15 protein-coding genes are annotated in these 17,141 nt (G+C 57.5%); 3 read left to right on the top strand and 12 right to left on the bottom strand.

From position 1 onward, the window contains the following. Positions 1-16: 16 nt before the first annotated feature. Both BR48_RS0118345 and BR48_RS0118340 read left to right on the top strand, forming a co-directional pair. A complete protein-coding gene (locus BR48_RS0118345; RefSeq protein ID WP_027232645.1) occupies positions 17-1,096 on the top strand; it encodes an extracellular solute-binding protein in 1,080 nt (359 codons plus the stop codon). Beyond that, positions 1,093-2,409, top strand: a complete 1,317-nt coding sequence (locus tag BR48_RS0118340) for an FAD-dependent oxidoreductase (protein WP_027232644.1) — start codon at positions 1,093-1,095, stop codon at positions 2,407-2,409. Before BR48_RS0118345 ends, BR48_RS0118340 begins: the two co-directional genes overlap by 4 nt. On the opposite strand, the gene BR48_RS0118335 is transcribed toward BR48_RS0118340, so the two are convergent. The 3 genes from BR48_RS0118335 to BR48_RS0118325 are packed head-to-tail and all read right to left on the bottom strand — an operon-like array spanning position 2,373 to position 5,189. Continuing rightward, positions 2,373-3,446, bottom strand: coding sequence for an ABC transporter ATP-binding protein (locus BR48_RS0118335; RefSeq protein WP_027232643.1), 1,074 nt, complete (start codon positions 3,444-3,446; stop codon positions 2,373-2,375). The two genes, BR48_RS0118340 and BR48_RS0118335, sit on opposite strands and share 37 nt — an antisense overlap. A 7-nt stretch (positions 3,447-3,453) precedes the next feature. After that, complete coding sequence (locus tag BR48_RS0118330; RefSeq protein WP_027232642.1) at positions 3,454-4,275, bottom strand: ABC transporter permease; 822 nt, start codon at positions 4,273-4,275, stop codon at positions 3,454-3,456. Further along, positions 4,272-5,189 (bottom strand): ABC transporter permease, encoded by a 918-nt coding sequence (locus tag BR48_RS0118325; protein ID WP_027232641.1) that lies wholly within the window; start codon positions 5,187-5,189, stop codon positions 4,272-4,274. The genes BR48_RS0118330 and BR48_RS0118325 overlap by 4 nt, the downstream gene beginning before the upstream one ends. Before the next feature lie 259 nt (positions 5,190-5,448). On the opposite strand from BR48_RS0118325, the gene BR48_RS0118320 reads away from it, so the two are divergent. Then, complete coding sequence (locus BR48_RS0118320) at positions 5,449-6,855, top strand: aminotransferase (protein ID WP_091924373.1); 1,407 nt, start codon at positions 5,449-5,451, stop codon at positions 6,853-6,855. 78 nt (positions 6,856-6,933) lie between these two features. Here the strand turns inward: BR48_RS0118320 and BR48_RS0118315 are convergent, their stop codons facing one another. From BR48_RS0118315 to BR48_RS0118275, 9 genes are all read right to left on the bottom strand, one after another. Further along, positions 6,934-8,124, bottom strand: a complete 1,191-nt coding sequence (locus BR48_RS0118315; RefSeq protein ID WP_027232639.1) for an aromatic ring-hydroxylating dioxygenase subunit alpha — start codon at positions 8,122-8,124, stop codon at positions 6,934-6,936. 261 nt (positions 8,125-8,385) lie between these two features. Beyond that, a complete protein-coding gene (locus BR48_RS0118310) occupies positions 8,386-9,183 on the bottom strand; it encodes a tetratricopeptide repeat protein (RefSeq protein WP_027232638.1) in 798 nt (265 codons plus the stop codon). A gap of 314 nt (positions 9,184-9,497) precedes the next feature. Further along, on the bottom strand, positions 9,498-11,339 hold the full coding sequence (locus tag BR48_RS0118305; RefSeq protein ID WP_027232637.1) for an adenylate/guanylate cyclase domain-containing protein: 1,842 nt from the start codon (positions 11,337-11,339) through the stop codon (positions 9,498-9,500). A gap of 104 nt (positions 11,340-11,443) precedes the next feature. Next, the gene (locus tag BR48_RS24940) at positions 11,444-12,445 is read right to left on the bottom strand and encodes a hypothetical protein (protein WP_036814891.1); all 1,002 of its coding nucleotides are present in this window, start codon (positions 12,443-12,445) and stop codon (positions 11,444-11,446) included. Between the two features lie 99 nt (positions 12,446-12,544). Further along, positions 12,545-13,678, bottom strand: coding sequence for a helix-turn-helix domain-containing protein (locus BR48_RS0118295; protein WP_027232636.1), 1,134 nt, complete (start codon positions 13,676-13,678; stop codon positions 12,545-12,547). 146 nt (positions 13,679-13,824) lie between these two features. Beyond that, on the bottom strand, positions 13,825-15,132 hold the full coding sequence (locus BR48_RS0118290; RefSeq protein ID WP_027232635.1) for an MFS transporter: 1,308 nt from the start codon (positions 15,130-15,132) through the stop codon (positions 13,825-13,827). After that, complete coding sequence (locus BR48_RS24935) at positions 15,122-16,147, bottom strand: AraC family transcriptional regulator (RefSeq protein WP_051615181.1); 1,026 nt, start codon at positions 16,145-16,147, stop codon at positions 15,122-15,124. Before BR48_RS24935 ends, BR48_RS0118290 begins: the two co-directional genes overlap by 11 nt. A 170-nt stretch (positions 16,148-16,317) precedes the next feature. Beyond that, positions 16,318-16,731 carry a nuclear transport factor 2 family protein gene (locus BR48_RS0118280; RefSeq protein ID WP_027232634.1) on the bottom strand — a complete coding sequence of 138 codons (414 nt, stop codon included), beginning with the start codon at positions 16,729-16,731 and terminating at the stop codon, positions 16,318-16,320. 41 nt (positions 16,732-16,772) lie between these two features. Continuing rightward, positions 16,773-17,036: a hypothetical protein gene (locus BR48_RS0118275; RefSeq protein ID WP_027232633.1), complete on the bottom strand. Its 264-nt coding sequence runs from the start codon at positions 17,034-17,036 to the stop codon at positions 16,773-16,775. Positions 17,037-17,141: the final 105 nt, after the last annotated feature.

Genomic DNA, 17,141 nt, shown 5'->3' with positions numbered 1-17,141 from the left:
AAATGGGGAATGAACCATGACAGGACTTGGCAGAAGCGTAAGCGTATTTTTGGGAATAGCCGCACTATCGGCAACGGCGGCGACAATCGCACGTGCTGCCGACGGCGATCTGATCGTCTTCGACTGGGCGGGCTACGAGGAGCCGTCTTTCCATCCGGGCTACACAGCCAAGAATGGCGATTCGCCGACCTTCGCCTTCTTCGGCGACGAGGACGAGGCGTTCGAGAAGGTTCGTTCAGGCTTCAAGGCCGATCTCGGTCATCCATGCTCGCAAAGCGTCGCCAAATGGCGTGATGCCGGCCTGCTGCAGCCACTCGACACATCAAAGATTGCCGGCTGGAATGATCTCCTTCCCGACATCATGGCCATGAACGACCTGGCCACCACCGCCGACGGCCAGGCATGGTTCATGCCATGGGACTGGGGCAATACCTCGCTCACCTATAATACCGAGAAGGTGGATGCAAAGGACGTCCAATCGCTCAAGGCCTTTGCCGATCCGAAGTTCAAGGGGCGCGTATCAATCGACGACAATGTCGACGATGCCTATGCCCTCGCCAGCCTGGCCATCGGCCTCCACGACTGGACGAAAATGACCGATGAACAGTTCAAGGAAGCGTCAGACTTCCTCCGCTCCGTGCACAAGAACGTCCGGCTCTACTGGACCGACACGACGGAGATCGTACAGGCCATGGGCGGCGGTGAGGTCGATCTCGCCTGGGCATGGAATGATGCGGCGACCCAGCTCAGCATGAATGGCACGCCAGTCGCACGCAAGCCCGATACTGATGAAGGCATCTCGACATGGGTCTGCGGCTATGTCCGCTTCAAGGATGCACCGGGCTCCGAGCAAAAGGCTTACGATTTTCTCAATGCGGTAAATGACCCGGCCATTGCCAATTACATGGTCAAGGATTGGGGTTACGGCATGGCCAACGGTAAGGGCATGGCTTCCGTCGATCCGAAACTCCTCGAAGAAAAGGGCTATGCGAACAACCAGGAAACGACGAAGAACGTTCTGTTCCAATCGCCGCTTCCCAACGAGCTCAAGGCGAAGATGATTGCCGAGTTCGAGAAGATCAAGGCGGGCTATTGAACCCAAAGGTCACAGAGACCGATGTCGTCGTCGTGGGGGCCGGCTTTGCCGGTCTTTCCGCCGCCCGCGAATTGCACAGCGCCGGCGTCAATTACGTTGTTCTGGAGGCACGTGACCGCGTCGGAGGTCGGGTCGAGGCCAAGACCAACGGGCTCGGAGAATTGTTTGACGTCGGCGGCCAGTTCTTCTGCGAGGACATGAAGGAAATCACTGGCCTCGCTCGAGCCTACGGCAAGACGTTTCTCGAGCCGCCAAAGGGCGGCGATACGATGGCCCAACCTCCGCCGCATGGCCGGCATGATGCCGGGCAAATTTCTGCCGGATCCGCAGCCATTCGCCGCCGCTTGCGCCAGCTCGATCCGCGCGATCCGTCGCTCGCTGGCCTGAGCGTGGCAGAATGGCTGCAGCGTCAAGGCGACCCACCGGACGCAAAATCAATGTTCCTGTCGCTCGTTGAAGGCCTGTGGTGCCGCGCGGCCGAGGGCATGCCGTTCTGGTTCCTTGTCGATAATGATGAGCGGATCACCAACAAGGTCTCGGAGCTTCAGTATTTTCTGAAGGAGTCGATGCATTCGCTCGCCGCAGACCTTGGCAGGGAACTAGGGAGCAGATTGAAGCTGGGGCACGCGGTCGAGCGGATAATACGGCAGGGATCGGGCTTTGAAGTGGACACGGCGCGCCAGCGCTTCGCTACGCAGCACGTCATTCTCACTGTCCCGCCGACCATGGTGCGCAAGATAGCGTTTGACCCGCCGCTACCGGCACCAATCTCCCGCGCACTTGCTGCCTGGAAGAGCGGGACCGTCGCCAAGCTGCTGCTTCGCTACAGAACGCCATTCTGGCGCACTACCAATTTGAGCGGAAGCGTGATTTTCCTCGAACCACATGGACTGTTCGCCTGCGACATCAGTCAGGATCAGGAACATCCCACCCTCGTGGTGTTCGTCGGCGGACGCTGCGCCGTTGAATGGCCTGCCTTGGGAGAAAATGCTCTAAGGGATGAAGTGCTGTCGCGGCTGAGCACGGCCCTTGGACCGGAGGCAGGCAAGCCGCTGGACATCCTTTTGAGGAACTGGTCGCATGATGCGTGGAGCGGTGGCGGTTATTCCGATGTCATTGACGTTGGAACGTCCGACACTGAAACGGAGAATGTGCTGAGACAAGGCTTGCCGGGTATCACGTTCGGCGCATCGGAACTTTCGCCGTCCTTCCCCGGCTACATCGAAGGCGCGATCGTCGCTGGCAGGTCAGCTGCCGCCCGAGCCATCGTTTCACTTCAGTCCGCAAGCGCGACGAGCGCATCCGGATCGTAGGCCAGCCTGATCGGCGCGCCGACAGGAATATCGTCCGCGCCGAAATTATTCGTCTCGGTGACGGACAGGGGCTTTTCGAAGCCGGGGATCTCGATGACCAGGTGCGTGATTTCCCCGAAATAGTGCCGGTCTACCACCTTCCCCGCCACCTCATGCTTGTCGGTTGCGTCGTCCCACAGGACGCGCAGCCGTTCCGGGCGAATGCCGAGCGTCGCCGCATTGCCATTGCGGGCAAACGCGATCGGCTTGTCGGTCTTGACGCGCCCGAACACCGGGGTATCGAGCGTGATCGTGCTGCCATTTTCTTCGACGATGTTGGCCTTGACGAAATTCATGCCGCCAAGAAAATCCGCGACCTGGCAATTGGTAGGCCGCTGGTAGATTTCCTTCGGCGTTGCCACCTGTGCAATCCTGCCACCGAACATGACGGCGATGCGATCGGACATGGCGAGCGCCTCATACTGGTCGTGCGTCACGAGGATGAAGGTAATGCCCACCGCCTGCTGCAGCCGGCGCAACTCCACCTGCATCTGCTCACGCAGTTTTTTGTCGAGCGCAGAGAGCGGCTCGTCGAGGAGCAGCACCTTTGGCCGCATGACGAGCGCCCGCGCGAGCGCAACGCGTTGCCGCTGGCCGCCTGAGAGTTCGGTGGCGCCGCGTTTGCCGAGCCCACCGAGCGAAACCTGGGCAAGCGCTTCCTCGACGCGCCGCTTTTCTTCGGAAGGATCGAGACGGAGCCGCTTCAGGCCATAGCTGACATTTTGCTCGACGTTCAGGTGCGGAAAGATCGCGTAGCTCTGGAATACCATGTTGGTCGGGCGTCGATTGGCCGGGATCCCGTCCATTGGCTGGCCATCTACGGAAATCGTGCCACTCGTCGGCGTATCGAAACCGGCTATCATGCGCAGCAAGGTGGTCTTGCCGCAGCCGGACGGTCCGAGCAGTGAAAAGAATTCACCCTCGCGGATCGAGAGCGACGTCTCGTCGAGCGCCTTGAAGGCGCCGTAGCTGCGCGTCACGCGCGAGATTTCGATCATCGTACGTTCAGGCAATCAAGCCTCCCATGTTCTGGGTGCGGCGGCTGGCACGGCGGCGCACAATTTCGGCAATGGTCAGTAGAATGACAGAGGCGATCAGCAGCAGCGTACCGAGCGCAAGGACGCCGGGGAGCTTGGCGGCAAATCTGAGCTGGCCCCAGATATAAACAGGTAGCGTTGCATCGGTCCCGGTCAGGAAAAACGCCATGATGAATTCATCGAGCGAGATGGTAAAGGAGACGAGCAGGCTCGAAATGATCGCCGGGGCGACCATCGGCAAGGTAACGCGGCGGAATGTGCCGAAGGGCGATTCCCCGAGATCGGCAGATGCTTCCTCAAGGCTTCTGTCGAAGCCTTCGAATCCGGAGGTGAGAACGCTGAGCGAATAGGGAATGCAGATCAGCACATGTCCGAACACCACTGTGATCAAGGACAGATTAAGCCCAAGCTGCAGCATGACCAGCAGCATGGAAACGGCAATAATGATTTCCGGCAGGACAAGCGGTGCCATGAGCAGGCCGTTAATGCTGCGGCGGGCAGGAAAGCGATAGCGCGTGATCGCCCGGGCCGCGCAAATGCCGAACATCGTGGCGAGAAGTGACGCCGAAACTGCGACCATGAGGCTGTTCCAGGCGGCGTCCGTCAGGGCAGGGGTCGTGGCGAGGTCGCGGTACCATTTAAGCGTATAGCCGCTCAGCGGGAATTTCGGCGTCGCTGCCGTGTTGATGGAAAAGATCGGCAGGAAGATCACTGGCAGATAGAGGAAGCCGATATAGAGCACGGCATAGGCTGTCAGCCAGCTCGGGAGCATTTTGCGCAAAGCCGTCATCTTATGCGCCTCGCAGCCGTGCGGATGGTGAGGACGACGGCCGCAGCAATTGCCGTCACAACCGCCATGGTCGTAACCGAAAGCGCGGCGCCGAGCGGCCAGTTGGCAGCCTTGCCGAACTGTGCCTGAATGGCATTTGCGATCATCACGCCGTCCTTGCCGCCGACAAGCTTCGGTGTCACGAAATCGCCCACGGTCGGGATCATCACGATGAGCACCGCCGAAATAATGCCGGGCGCTGAAAGCGGCAATGTTATGCGCAGGAAGCGCCGCACCGGACCATCGCCGAGATCGGTCGCGGCCTCGATCAGCGTGCGGTCGATCTTTTCCAGCGACACGAAGATCGGCAAGACCGCAAACGTCGCCCATGCATGGGTGAGCGTGATGACCACTGCACTCGTATTGTAGAGAAAGGCATCCGACGGCTGGTCGGTGATGCCGAGCCCCATGAGGGTGGCGTTGAGAACGCCGTTATAGCCAAGGATGACCTTCCACGACATGACGCGCAGCAAATAGCTGGTCCAGAACGGGATGGTGATCAGGAACAGCCACAGCCCCTTGTGTCTGCCACCATGAAAGGAGATGAAAAACGCGATGGGGTAGGCGAGGACCACCGTGAAGAAGCTGACCAGAAGCGAGATCCACAGCGATCGCATAAGAAGATCGCGGTATATCGGATCCGTCAGTGCGATCCGGTAGTTTTCGAGGGTGAAGGTTCTGTCGACAACCAGATAGTGCTGGGTCCAAAAGCTGTTGGCGATGACGAGAAGTATCGGCACCACGAGGAAGATCAGGGCGTAGATGAGTGTCGGACTAATGAGGCCGAGGCCCGTCGCAGATTCGGATTGCAGCCAGTTTCTTTTTCGGCCTCGTTCAGGAGGCATGGCGACAATTGTTTCTGCAGGTACCGTCATTGGCACGGTCCATACAGATTGAACAGATTACAACAACAATGAAGCATTCTATCCCATTCCGAAATGTGGCGCGTTCCCGTTAGTCGCCATCTTTCCTCCATCATGCGCTCAATCTACCGTTGAAATCAAGAACTATTTCTGACATATTGATTGAACGAACATTCAATATATTCGAGAAATATGTTTTATTTCCGATAATTGGTATCGAAAATCTGTGGGGATACCGGAAAGCGAGGACGGCGTGGCTGCTGCGAAGCAAATGACGGACGCAATCAGGGAAACGGCCCAATCCAACGCTCAGGACGTGGTTGAGCTCGCAAAGCGTCACCTCGTCCAACCCTGGCCCACGGCCGGCGAAGTCGGTGTGGAAGCACGCCCGCTTATTCGTGGGGGCGAGGGCATCTACATCACTGACGGCGCGGGAAAACGGCTCATCGACGGTCCGGCAGGCATGTGGTGCGTCAATGCCGGCCACCGCCGCGAGGAACTGGCAAGCGTCATGTACGAGCAGGCAATGCTGCTCTCCTACAATACGCCGTGGTATACGATGAGCGAACCCTCGGCGGTCCTGGCGAAGCGTATCGCCGATTATGCTCCGGGCGATCTCAATCATGTGTTCTTCACGACAGGCGGCTCGTCAGCAGTCGAGAGCGCACTGCGCTTCATGCAGTTTTACAATAATGTGCGTGGCCGTCCGGAAAAGAAGCTCATTTTGTCGCGCGGCGGCGCCTATCACGGCTCCACCTATCTTTCCGCTTCGCTGAACGGACGTCCTCGTGACCGCGACTGGATGGATGGAGCTGATGACCTCGTCGTCAAGCTGTCGTCGCCCAATCCTTTCCGCAGGCCAGAGGGCATGAGTCTTGCCATCTTCTCCAACATGCTTGTTGCCGAGTTCGAGGAAACGGTGAGCCGCATCGGCGCCGACAAGATCGGCGCTTTCATTGGCGAGCCCATCCAGGCGTCCGGCGGCGTGATCGTGCCGCCCGATGACTATCTGCCGCGCATCCGCAAGATTTGCCGCGACAATGACATCCTGTTCATCGCCGACGAAGTCGTAACCGCCTTTGGCCGCCTCGGCCACGTGTTCTCGTCCGGTGAGGAATTCGGCCTTGACCCGGATATCATCACCTTCGCCAAGGGCGTCACCTCCGGCTATTTTCCTTTGGGGGGCATGGTCGTATCGGAGCGCCTGCTGGCGGAACTTCGCCGCTCCAATCATCCGACCGCGATGTATGCCCATGGGCTCACCTATACCAGCCACCCGGTCGGCTGCGCCGTGGCTCTCGCCAATCTCGATCTGCTCGAAGGCGGCATCCTGGCGCATGCCCAGGCCATCGCGCCCTATTTCCAGGAACAACTCCGCACATTGGAGGAATTGCCGCTTGTCGGCGAGGTGCGCGGCACCGGTCTCATGGCCTGCGTCGAATGCGTTGCCGACCGCGAAAGCAAGAACCCGCTCGAACTCGACACCAGTGTCGGCATGCGTATCGATGCGCATTGCCATGAACTTGGGCTGCTGGTGCGGCCGCTCATCAACATGTGCGTGATGTCGCCGCCGCTTGTCATAACCCGTGATCAGATCGACGACATGGTAACGATCCTGCGCGAAGGCATCTCGCGCACCATGGACGATTTGAGAAGAGAGGGCGTCTGGCAGGGCTGAGCTCGGTCATAAGACCTCAAATGAAATCGGCCCGGCAAGTTACTTGCCGGGCAGTTTTCATTTGCTGATCGCTTCGTTTCAATGGCGGGCGCAGAGACTTTCGTTAAGGGCCGAGACCTCGCGTTCGTCCGGCGCCTTATCGACGTTCAGGACCGGCAGAACCTTGCGCAGATGGTCGTGGTGCGAACGCACCGTATATTCGAGATCCGACAGGTAGAAGCCGGAGAAGGATTTGGACATCATCGACTCGTTCGACCATTTGGTCAGCTGGATATCCTCGGAGTTGGTCTCCCGGTCGATGCGCGAGGCAAGATAGCGTGCTGCGGTTTGCTCGCGGCTTTCGTCCCTGTAACGGAAGACCGCGCCACGCAGCAGCGTCTCGCCCGTGGAGAGCGGAAACTCCTGGTAGTATTGCGCGCCTTCAGGGGTCACCGCGATGACTGCATTCGGGAAGAACCCGTAATAGATCCAGGCCTTGCGCAAATGCTCGGGGAGATGCGTCGCTTCCGGGGCAATCTTGATGTAGTTGCGCACGCTCCAGCGACGCCCCGCATGCGGGTTGTAGCGGGCAAAGGAACGCGAGACGCCATCGATGAAGGGCTCGTCGTAATATGTCGAGCCGTAAAGGTCCTGCAGGGCAGGGTGCGCCATGGCGACATGGTAGCCTTCGTTGTCGACGTCGCGCACCGATTTCCAGTTGACCGGTGACTTCTGCTTCCAAAAACCGGAAGGCACCATTTCGGCAATACGGTAATGTGTGAGTTCCTGCTCGAAAGGCTGCATCAACGTGGCGACCGACGGCTGATTGCCCTTGCGGAAGCGAACGAAGACAAATCCCATCCAGATTTCGAGGTCGAGCGGCAGCAGCCCGAATTCAGTCTTGTCGAGATCAGGGAACGAGCGCGGCCGGGCGGCGCCGCGCAGCGTCCCGTCGAGATTGTAGACCCAGCCATGGAAAGGGCAAACCAGCGCATTGTTACAGGTGCCCTTATTGTCCGTGACAACGCGCGAGCCCCGATGGCGGCAGATGTTGTGAAAGCCGCGCACTTCACCGTCCTTGCCGCGCACAATAAGCGCCCGCTCGCCGACGACGTCGAGTGTTACGTAATCTCCGACATTCGGCACATCAGAAATGTGACCGGCGATCTGCCAATGGCTGCGGAAAATATGTTCCTTCTCGAGTTCCAGGAGCGCCGGGCTGTTATAGCACCAGGCCGGCAGTCCCCGCCGGTCCCAACCTTTCGGAATCGTCAAGTCGCGCGCTTGCATAAGTTCACCAGTATTTATTGAACGTTCATTCAATATAATCATGAACAATGTTTATTTGCAAGCTATTAGCCACGGAGAATCGGAAATGTTCACTGCGAATGTTCCGATGCCCAGCGAATATTCAAAGGTCTGTTACGTGTCATGAAATTAACGCCGCACGCCGAGTTGGCGTGCGGTTCACCTCTATCCGTGGTGGGCGCTCGGTTCCGCGCCGGCAGACCCCTTGGGAGCCTCAAAAGCTCCTCAACATGCGGCGAAAGCTCATTTTTCCCTTAGCTCGGCCATACGCAGCCCTTCTATCCAATGCGTTTTTTGATCCGGGTCTCCGTAGATGTAGGATTCCGACAGCTTAACCGTCCAATCGGGATCATTCTTGCTGAACTCTGCCATTATGGTCTTCGCGTCATCAATGTTCCCACGCCGGGCTTCACTGGCCGCCAAAATCAGGAGAACGTCATTGGGCTTTTTGGCGGGGTCGATGCTGTTGATTTCATTGATCGCTTCAGTGTAGTTCCCAAGCTGATAGTGCGCGCGGGCAGCAAGCCATTTCAACCACCACGGAAACTCGGGATAAGAAGCTTCTGCCCCGAGGATCAGGTCCAGAGCCGCGCCTGGATTGCCGTAATAGATCAAGGCCTCGGCCTTGTCGGCATCGAGCTCGGCGGTGTTTTTAATCTTCCAGACGGGATCGGTTATACGCGAGCGTGCCGCATCATATTCGTCGAAGCTTCGCTTAAAATCGCCCGCATTCCACGACACCATCGCGCGGTACCAGAGCCCCCTGAAATCAAAGTGCCAGTCACTGTCGGGATCGTTGCTCAATGCGACTGCTTTATCGGCCAGTCTCGCAGCTTCGGTAATAGAGTCATTCGATCGGAGCTGGGGCGGCCAGTTGTTCTGATAGGCTCGCAGGTGCACATAGGAGCACTCCGCGTAAGCGGGCAAATAGCCATCGTCCGCCTTGATCGCGAGGCCGTAGAGCCTTGCAGCTTCTATGTTTCCTGCAGGCGTTAGTTCCTGCTGACGTGCGTCGTGGCAATATTGTTTAGCGGTTGGCATGATATTCCCCCTTTTGATCGTGACATTGAAAGCTCATGCGCTCGTTTGAACGCCGGCTCGTTTACTCAATTCAATGCTTAACTCATAAGACAGGGTATCAATGGCAGGTGACACCCTGGCGGAACTGTCCGAACGGGGGTGCACTGCCAGTCTGAGATCAGCTCAAGTACAAATTTGAAAGAGCTCTCTCAGCTTCATTCGCCAAGAAAAGACATCCACCGAAGTGGGCAATAATTACAAGTTACGGTGCAATTTTGCCGCTCTGTTTCGAGGAATGTCAACGTTTGTCCAAAGTATCCATTTGCTTGTCGGTGCTAATTCTCCTTCAATCCCGCTTTCCGCAATCCGTCCAGCCAATGCTGACGATCGCTGTCGTTTCGATAGTAGTATTCGGCCGATTTTTCGATCGACCAATCCGGGTCGATCTTACTGAATTCGGCCATGATCGCCTTGGCGCCAGCAATGTCGCCGAGTTGGGCTTTGCTTGCAGCGGTGATTAGGCGAACATCGTTTGGCGGCGAGGCAATCTTGTTGATGGCGTCAATGGCCTGCTGGTATTGGCCCGCCATGTATCTGGCTTTGCCCTCGTTCCAAAAGTACCAGAACGGGACCCTTACGTTGCGCTTCTTGGCTTCTTCGATCTGCTCAATGGCCCTCAGCGGTTCTCCACCATAGATAAGCGCCTCCGCCATATCCGCGGCGAGATCCGGATCGTTCGGATTTATCTGTCGCGCGGCCTCATACTCGCTGAAACTCTTATCGAAGTTGCCCTTGTTCCAAGCGACGATGGCAAGATACCAATGGCTGTTGGCATTATCACTGAGTGCGAGGGCCTTCTCCGCCAAAGCTTCCGCCTTGTCGAGATTCGCCTTGCCGCCATCGTCGAGGCCGCTCTGATAGGCACGCACATAGACATAGGATAGTTCCGCATAGGGCGCCGAATAGTTCGGGTCCAGTTCGATGGCCTTCTCAAAGAGTTGACGTGCTTCCTCATTGCCTTCCGCCGTGACTTTGGTCGGGTCGGCCCATATCTGCTTGCCTTTGAGGTAGTAGTCGTAGGCATCCATGTTTGCCGGAGGCTTCAGGCGGGTACGGCGCTCCTCGGCGTCGGTCACTTTGACCGCAAGCGTCGTCACTATATTTTTCGTAATGCCTTCCTGCACCGCAAAAGTGTCTCCGAGCGGCTGATCGTAGCGGTCGGCCCACACGTGATAACCGGTTTCGGCATCGATAAGCTGGGCATTGATGCGGAGCCGCTCGGCCGTCTTTTGAACGGTGCCCTCAAGGACGTAACGCACACCCAGAGCCTTGCCTATATCCTGAATCTTGGCAGGCTTGTTCTTGAAGGTCGACGACGAATTGTATGCGGCGACGAGAAGGCCGGAAAACTTGGAAAGATCGCTGGTAATGTCATTGGTGACGCCATCGCTATAATATTCCTGCGAGGGGTCGCCGCTTATATTATCCAGCGGCAACACCGCGATCGAAGGCTGCGAGGAAGCCACGATTTGCGCCCCGGTAGTCTGATTGCCTGAAACGCCCGGTACGTACTTCCACCAGATCGGCAGCGCGATGACGGCAAGCAAGGCTGTCGTTGCCGCCGCCAGTCCCCATATAGGCAGGCGTTTGCGGGAGCGCTTTGAATGGATGCTCTTGACAGAGTAGGCATGGACCGGCAGCGGGATATTTTTCAGTCTCTTTGTGCCGAGATCTTGAAACCCGACATCCGGAAGGTGCTTCACCTGTTCATAGAGGCTCCCCGAAACGCAAATTCCGCCCGGCTCGGACAAGCCTTCGAGGCGGGCAGCAACGTTTACGGCTTCCCCGAGAAGATTGTCCTGTTCGACAACAGCATCGCCAAGGTTGAGGCCGACGCGAAACAGCATGCGCCAATCTTCGGAGAGTTTTTCATCCAGGTGCGCTATCTGGCTCTGGATTTCGATGGCGCACCGCATTGCTTCAACAGGGCTTGGAAATTCCGCGACGACGCTATCGCCGGCGCCGCCAAATACGCGGCCGTTATGGGCCCGAACCCGCTCGTCGATGATTGTCGCACATTCCTTGAAGAGCTTGAGGGCCGCATCTTCATCCTTGCCGACGAGACGACTGTACCCGACGGCGTCAGCGGCCAGTATCGTGACAAGCCTGCGCTGCATCTTTGCTTCCCCCAGCACTCCCATCATACCATGAGTAGGGTAGGCACAGGAAGGATGGCCAAAGGCATTAGAACGGCGCTGGAAAGCGCTGAAAATCGCCGGTTTTATAGGGGATTGCGCTGCCCGGATTGGAATGCATGTCTGGTTGAAGCGGAGAGTATGATCTGCTCGATCAACCCCTGATATGACATGCCTTTCATCCGGGCGAGCAGGGGCAAATCCGAATCTCTCGGATGCATGCCTGGAAGCGGATTTGCCTCAAGGAAATGGGCTGTGCCGGCATGGTCGCAGCGTATGTCTATGCGACCTGCATCGCGGCATCCCAGATGTTTCCATGCCGCGAGCGCGAGCCGCGTCGCCTCTGCGCCTGCCGCGTCGTCCACGAGCCTGACAGTGACCCTGTCGTCAAAGTTCTTCTTGTTCTGATATGAGTAGATTTCAGGCTCGGGCCCATCTCTCACCATTATTTCCATAATCCCAAGCACACGAGCATGATTGCCGGTTCCGAGGATTCCAACCGTGAATTCGCGGCCTGGCAAATAAACTTCAACCAATACCGGCTGCTTGTGTCGCGCAAGCAGCCTTTCGCACCCCTTTCGAAGCTCTTCCGGATCATGGACCTTTGATGCCGCCGAGATCCCCTTGCTGGTACCTTCCGCGATGGGTTTTATGAACAGAGGATATGGCAATGCAATACGTCCAACATCGCTCGGCGTTTCCACAACGGCGAAATCCGGCGTGGGAATGCCACAGTCGCGAACGACATGTTTCGCGGTGGCTTTGTGCAGCGTTATCGTCAGGGTGAGGGGATCGGAAAAGGCGCAAGGCACGCCATAGGAGTCCAACAAGGCGGGAGCCAGGGCCTCGCGTCCAAAGCCGTGCATTCCCTCAGCCGAATTGTAGACCAGATCCCATCGATCACCATTTTCGAGCCGCTGTGCGAGCGTCAACGCAGAGCCGATGCGTTCCGTTTTGTGACCAAGCGAGAGTAAAGCCGCTTCAATAGCCTCAATGGTCTCTATACTGTCGAACTCGACAATGTCTTCCTCGTCATATCCGGCGTTCGCGTAGTCATCACGAAGATCGAATGCAATGCCGATTCTCATCGCGTGCCCCCATCACCCGGACCCAATTCGGTCGTGCCAAATCTACGCCCGGCAGATGAATGCAGCAATGCTAGTCATCTGGCTACCAGGGTTGTTTTATCAGCCGTGAAGTCGGCGCAGGAGAAGGCCGAGCCTGTCTTCGGGAGCGCTTGCCATGAGATCGGCTGCCGGATGGATCGAGGGACGTTCCTTGCCGCTAAGGCGTGCCTCGCTCGGTGTGTACCCGAACTCACGCTTGAAGGCGCGGCTGAATTCGGCTCCGTCACTGAAGCAGCGTTGCTCGGCTATCTCGATGATGCGCCGGCCATCGTTCGGATCGGCGAGCGCGGCATGTGCATCGAGAAGCCGCCGATGCTGGACATAGTGCATCACGCCGCCAAAGGGCTCGAACATCCGGTAAAGGCCGGTGCGGGAGATGGCGAGTTCGCGCCTCAGGACTTCAGCGTTGAACGTCGGATCATATAGTCGCGACTGAATGATGCCCCGTGCGCGTTCCAGCAACACGCGCACGACAGGCCCTTGCGCCTCGTCGACGTTGTCGCTTGATGGCAAGACGCAGGCGCGGATCATGGCACGAGTGGCGGCGACAAGTTCGGGCAGGTTTGCCGCGTCGATGATGGGCAACCGCTTGGCGAGACCAATGAAATAGTCCGACAAGAGCTGCCCCATCGCTGTATCCATGACGGAAAACTCTGCTCCCCTCAAGGCATGGGCAACCTCGCTGCAAAAATCGCGCGGGATGAAAAGGGTCAACATTTCGCCGGCAGCCATATGGCACTTGAACGGGGCGCCAAGTGCGTGAACCTGGATGACGCCGGCGCCGCCGCCAAAGACGCCGGATGTGCAGGCGGTGTTGATCCTGCCGTCGAGGGGCAGCGTCATGGCCCAGTGGTCGATCGGCGTTTTGGGCGTGTCGGCACTTACAAGACGTAGCGGATCAGTATTGATACGAGCAAATACAAGAGATCCGAGATCCCATATCAATTGCCGGCCCTTGAAGCCGGATGCGTGGTCATAGGGCTCGTCGATGGCGAATATGGATGAGAAGCTCCTGCGCCAGGCCTCGAACCTGAGTTCTACCGGAAGATCGCGCGTGTCAAATTCGAAGGTCGGGATGCCGCTGTGGTCCGACAGGCCGAAGTCGGTGAGCGGCGATTGCGACAGGCCGGCAATCACATTGGCGGATATGATATCCGCCAGCGCATGGGAATTTAGGGCATTTTCATATCCCATTGCGTCATTCCCCTTTCCAACGCAGTGCCCTAGGCAATTCTTCCCCTAGTTGGGACTGGAATTGTCAGCGTCGGAGCGGGTCGGGTAAAGACGGGTTGGAAAATTCGATACATCGCCGTGCCAAATTGCAACGTCTGCCACCGCGACTAATGGAACGACTTTCCAGCAGTTTCAGGGATGCGAAGCACCACCAGCAGGCTGACGAGTGACGCGGATACGACGTAGAGCGCAGGGGCGTACGGACTCCCCGTCACGTTGATCAGCCAGTCGGCAATAAAGGGCGCAAAGCCTCCAAACAGGGCGGCCGCGAAGGCGTAGGATGTCGCCGCCAGCCTCGCGCGATTTTGCGTTGGAAAGAGTTCGGCCATGAGTGCCGGGGCGGGGCCCGAATAAAGAGCAATGGCCAATCCGAAGACAATCTGTACGGGGACAATGACCGCGAAGCTTTTCGTCGCAAGGATAAGCCAGAGTGCCGGAAGGGTCATCAATGCAATTGTCGAACACGACATGATAAGGAACGGCCGTCGTCCGTGCCGGTCCGACAATAGCCCGACAATTGGAACAAGGATGACGATCGTCAGCAGGCATATGGTGTTTGACCACGCGGCCAAAGCCGGAGCGATACCGGCCTGCACCCGCGCATACGTCGGAAGATAGACGAGGAACATATAGAAACAGACCGTCCAGTGAATGGTGAGGCCGAATGCAAGCAGGCCGCGCACAAGGTCCGATCTTGGGATTGGAGCACTGCTGTTTTCCGGACGTGTGCGTTGCAGTTGCCGGTAAGCGGGCGTCTCATCGACGCTGGCCCGCATCCACCGGCCGATCAGCCCGAGCAATCCCCCAATCAGAAAGGGTATACGCCACCCCCAGGCCGCCATGTCTTCAGGTTGCAGGAATGAAATAAGGATGGCGGCAATTCCGCTGGCAAGAAGGCTGCCGAGCGCCACTGTCATTGAAAGAAAGCTGCTGAAAAAGCCCCGTCTTCCGGGCGGTGACCACTCCGAAAGAAAGGAAATCGCAACACCAAGTTCTCCGCCGGCCGAAAATCCCTGCAGAAGACGCGCCAGCAGCAACAGAAGCGGAGCCGTCATACCGATCATCGCGTAGGTCGGCAGGAACGCGATCATCAAGGTGCCGGCCGTCATGGTGACGATGGTCAAAAGAAATGCGGGTTTTCGACCGTAGCTATCGCCAACCCAACCGATCACGATCGCCCCCAAAGGTCGCAACACGAAACCGACGCCAAAGACCGCGAACGTCTCCAGCAACGCGGTATCACCGTTGTCGGCGCGGAAGAAAGCCCGTCCGATATAAGTCGCGAGGATGCCGTATGTCACAAAATCGAACCACTCGAGTGTATTGCCGAAGAAGGTCGCAACGAGTGCGCTCATTCGAGCGCGGTCGATGGAAGTACCGGGTTCCGCTAGAGCCTCGTCCGCCTCAGTTGCCATGCCGGGCATCGATCCCGATTGCGGATGCATGGGAACCGGCAATCGGCCTTTCACCCTCATCCTTGACGGCCGACGGCGCATGGCCAAAGTGCTCGCTGAAGGCACGCGAAAAGCTCGCATAGCCGCCATACCCGACACGGCGCGCGATCTCGCTGATCGACAGATTGCTGTTACGCAGAAAATTCTGCGCCTCCTCCATGCGAAGGTTAAGTGAGAAGGCGTGCGGCGTTACTCCGAAATTCTCCAGAAAACCGCTCACGAGCGCATTGCGGTTCACCCCCACACGGATCGCGAGTTGCTCCAGTGTCGGCGGCCGGTGCAACTCGCGTCTGTAAATCGCTGCCGCGGCTTCGATAGCGTGAAACACGCTTGGTGCCTGCGCGATGCGTGACCTTGAGGGAAGCATGCTGTTGAGTTGGTAGACGATGTCGCAGATGATTTCCGTGGTCTTGTTGATGAAATAGATACTTCGCAACGGCTCCTGATATTTGCACGAGAGGATTTGCTCCGCGGATATGCGAACCGAACTCACCGCCGGAATTTTCATGGCCTGGACCATGCCCACATCCGACGCAAAGATGGGCCGGTAGGCAATCGGGATCCGATCCAGGTTGACGCCGAAATGCTCTAGCAAATGGGACCGCTCCACGGCAATCAGGATGCCTCGCAGCCTTTCGCCGGCACGCGCTTCGCTCACCGATCGCGGAAAGTTGGTGATCTGCACCGAGGCCGAATTGACAGTGTCGACATAGTCGCTGGCCAGGCGATTATAGGTACCGGTAAGAATAATCTGGATGCACACCAGATTTTTTCGCGATGTATCTATCGCGTAAGGCTGCACGACCTGGAAATCCATAACATGCAACACCGTCGAATCGTCTATTCGCCGGTATTGATGATGCCGCGTTGCAAAGATGTCTTCTGTCGGACCCCACGCTTCGCTGCTGCGGATGATGGGCCTGGTGCGCAATTCGGCCTGAATGGCTTTAAAATCCAGTTGTAGCGACTTCCGCATGCGTCCCCTGAGGAAAAGTCTCTGGTCGTTTTCTTATGATCACCTAAACTCAACTAGAAATATCATCTGGTTGTTATTGATACGGCGACACGCAAAGCGATAAATCAAGGATTTTCTGCATGCTCGCTTGAATATGTCGTCCTTTGCAGCCTTCCCGCCCGGTGCAACGGCTACGTGGAAGCTTCGTCGTCGATTGGATTTTGCCTGAACAGTTCACCGACCAGCCAACTATCGAGATAAGCGCGCACTTCGACGATCTTGGCGTCAGCAAACCGGCACAGCCAGCAATAGCGGTTGTCAAACCGCAGGCCGCTATGGGCCGTCGCCATCGACCGGAGTTCGACCACCGCCCATGCGCCATCAATCAGGACATTCTGAACAGTGAGTTGTACGCCGTCGGGCAGCACCTTCGCCAGCTTTTGAAACGTGCCGGCGACGAAATCCTTCTTGCTGTGATAGTGGCCCGCAAGAGGGTGTGTGCCCTCTACGATCCAATCGACATCATCGACAACATGCGCGAAGAAATTTGCGCCGTCGCCGTGCTCGAGATGCGCGAAGAGCGCAATGACATCCTGCTTGTTCATGGCGATGTCCCCGTGTTGTCGCCACTATATACGGACAATGCTTAAACGCGAAGATGTGAGCTTCCCCGCCTCGCAGCAAGGCGCAGCCACGTCGGCAGATGGAAGACGCTCATAAGCAGATACATAATGGCCATATCATTGAGCGGGGACATGCTTTGAACGGAGCCGCACATATCCGCCGTGCCACTTGCCGCCAGCACCGCCATCAAAACAAAGGCGGGCGTCGCTGCGTAGCTCAGTCCGTCCGCAATACGCAGCAGCAGATTAAGCTTCGGCGAGCGTGCAGTGACCTTGGATGCAGTCATTCTCCTTCTCCTGCTTTTATCGTAGCATCGCCATTGCGAGCGGTTGTGTGATGGGCAGACTAGGATGGCGGTGGAAATGCCGAGAGTTACAAGTTTGACGGGATC

Source organism: Phyllobacterium sp. UNC302MFCol5.2, from assembly GCF_000686005.1.
In the GTDB taxonomy this organism is placed as follows: domain Bacteria; phylum Pseudomonadota; class Alphaproteobacteria; order Rhizobiales; family Rhizobiaceae; genus Phyllobacterium; species Phyllobacterium pellucidum.
This window is presented reverse-complemented; position numbering and strand designations above follow the sequence as displayed.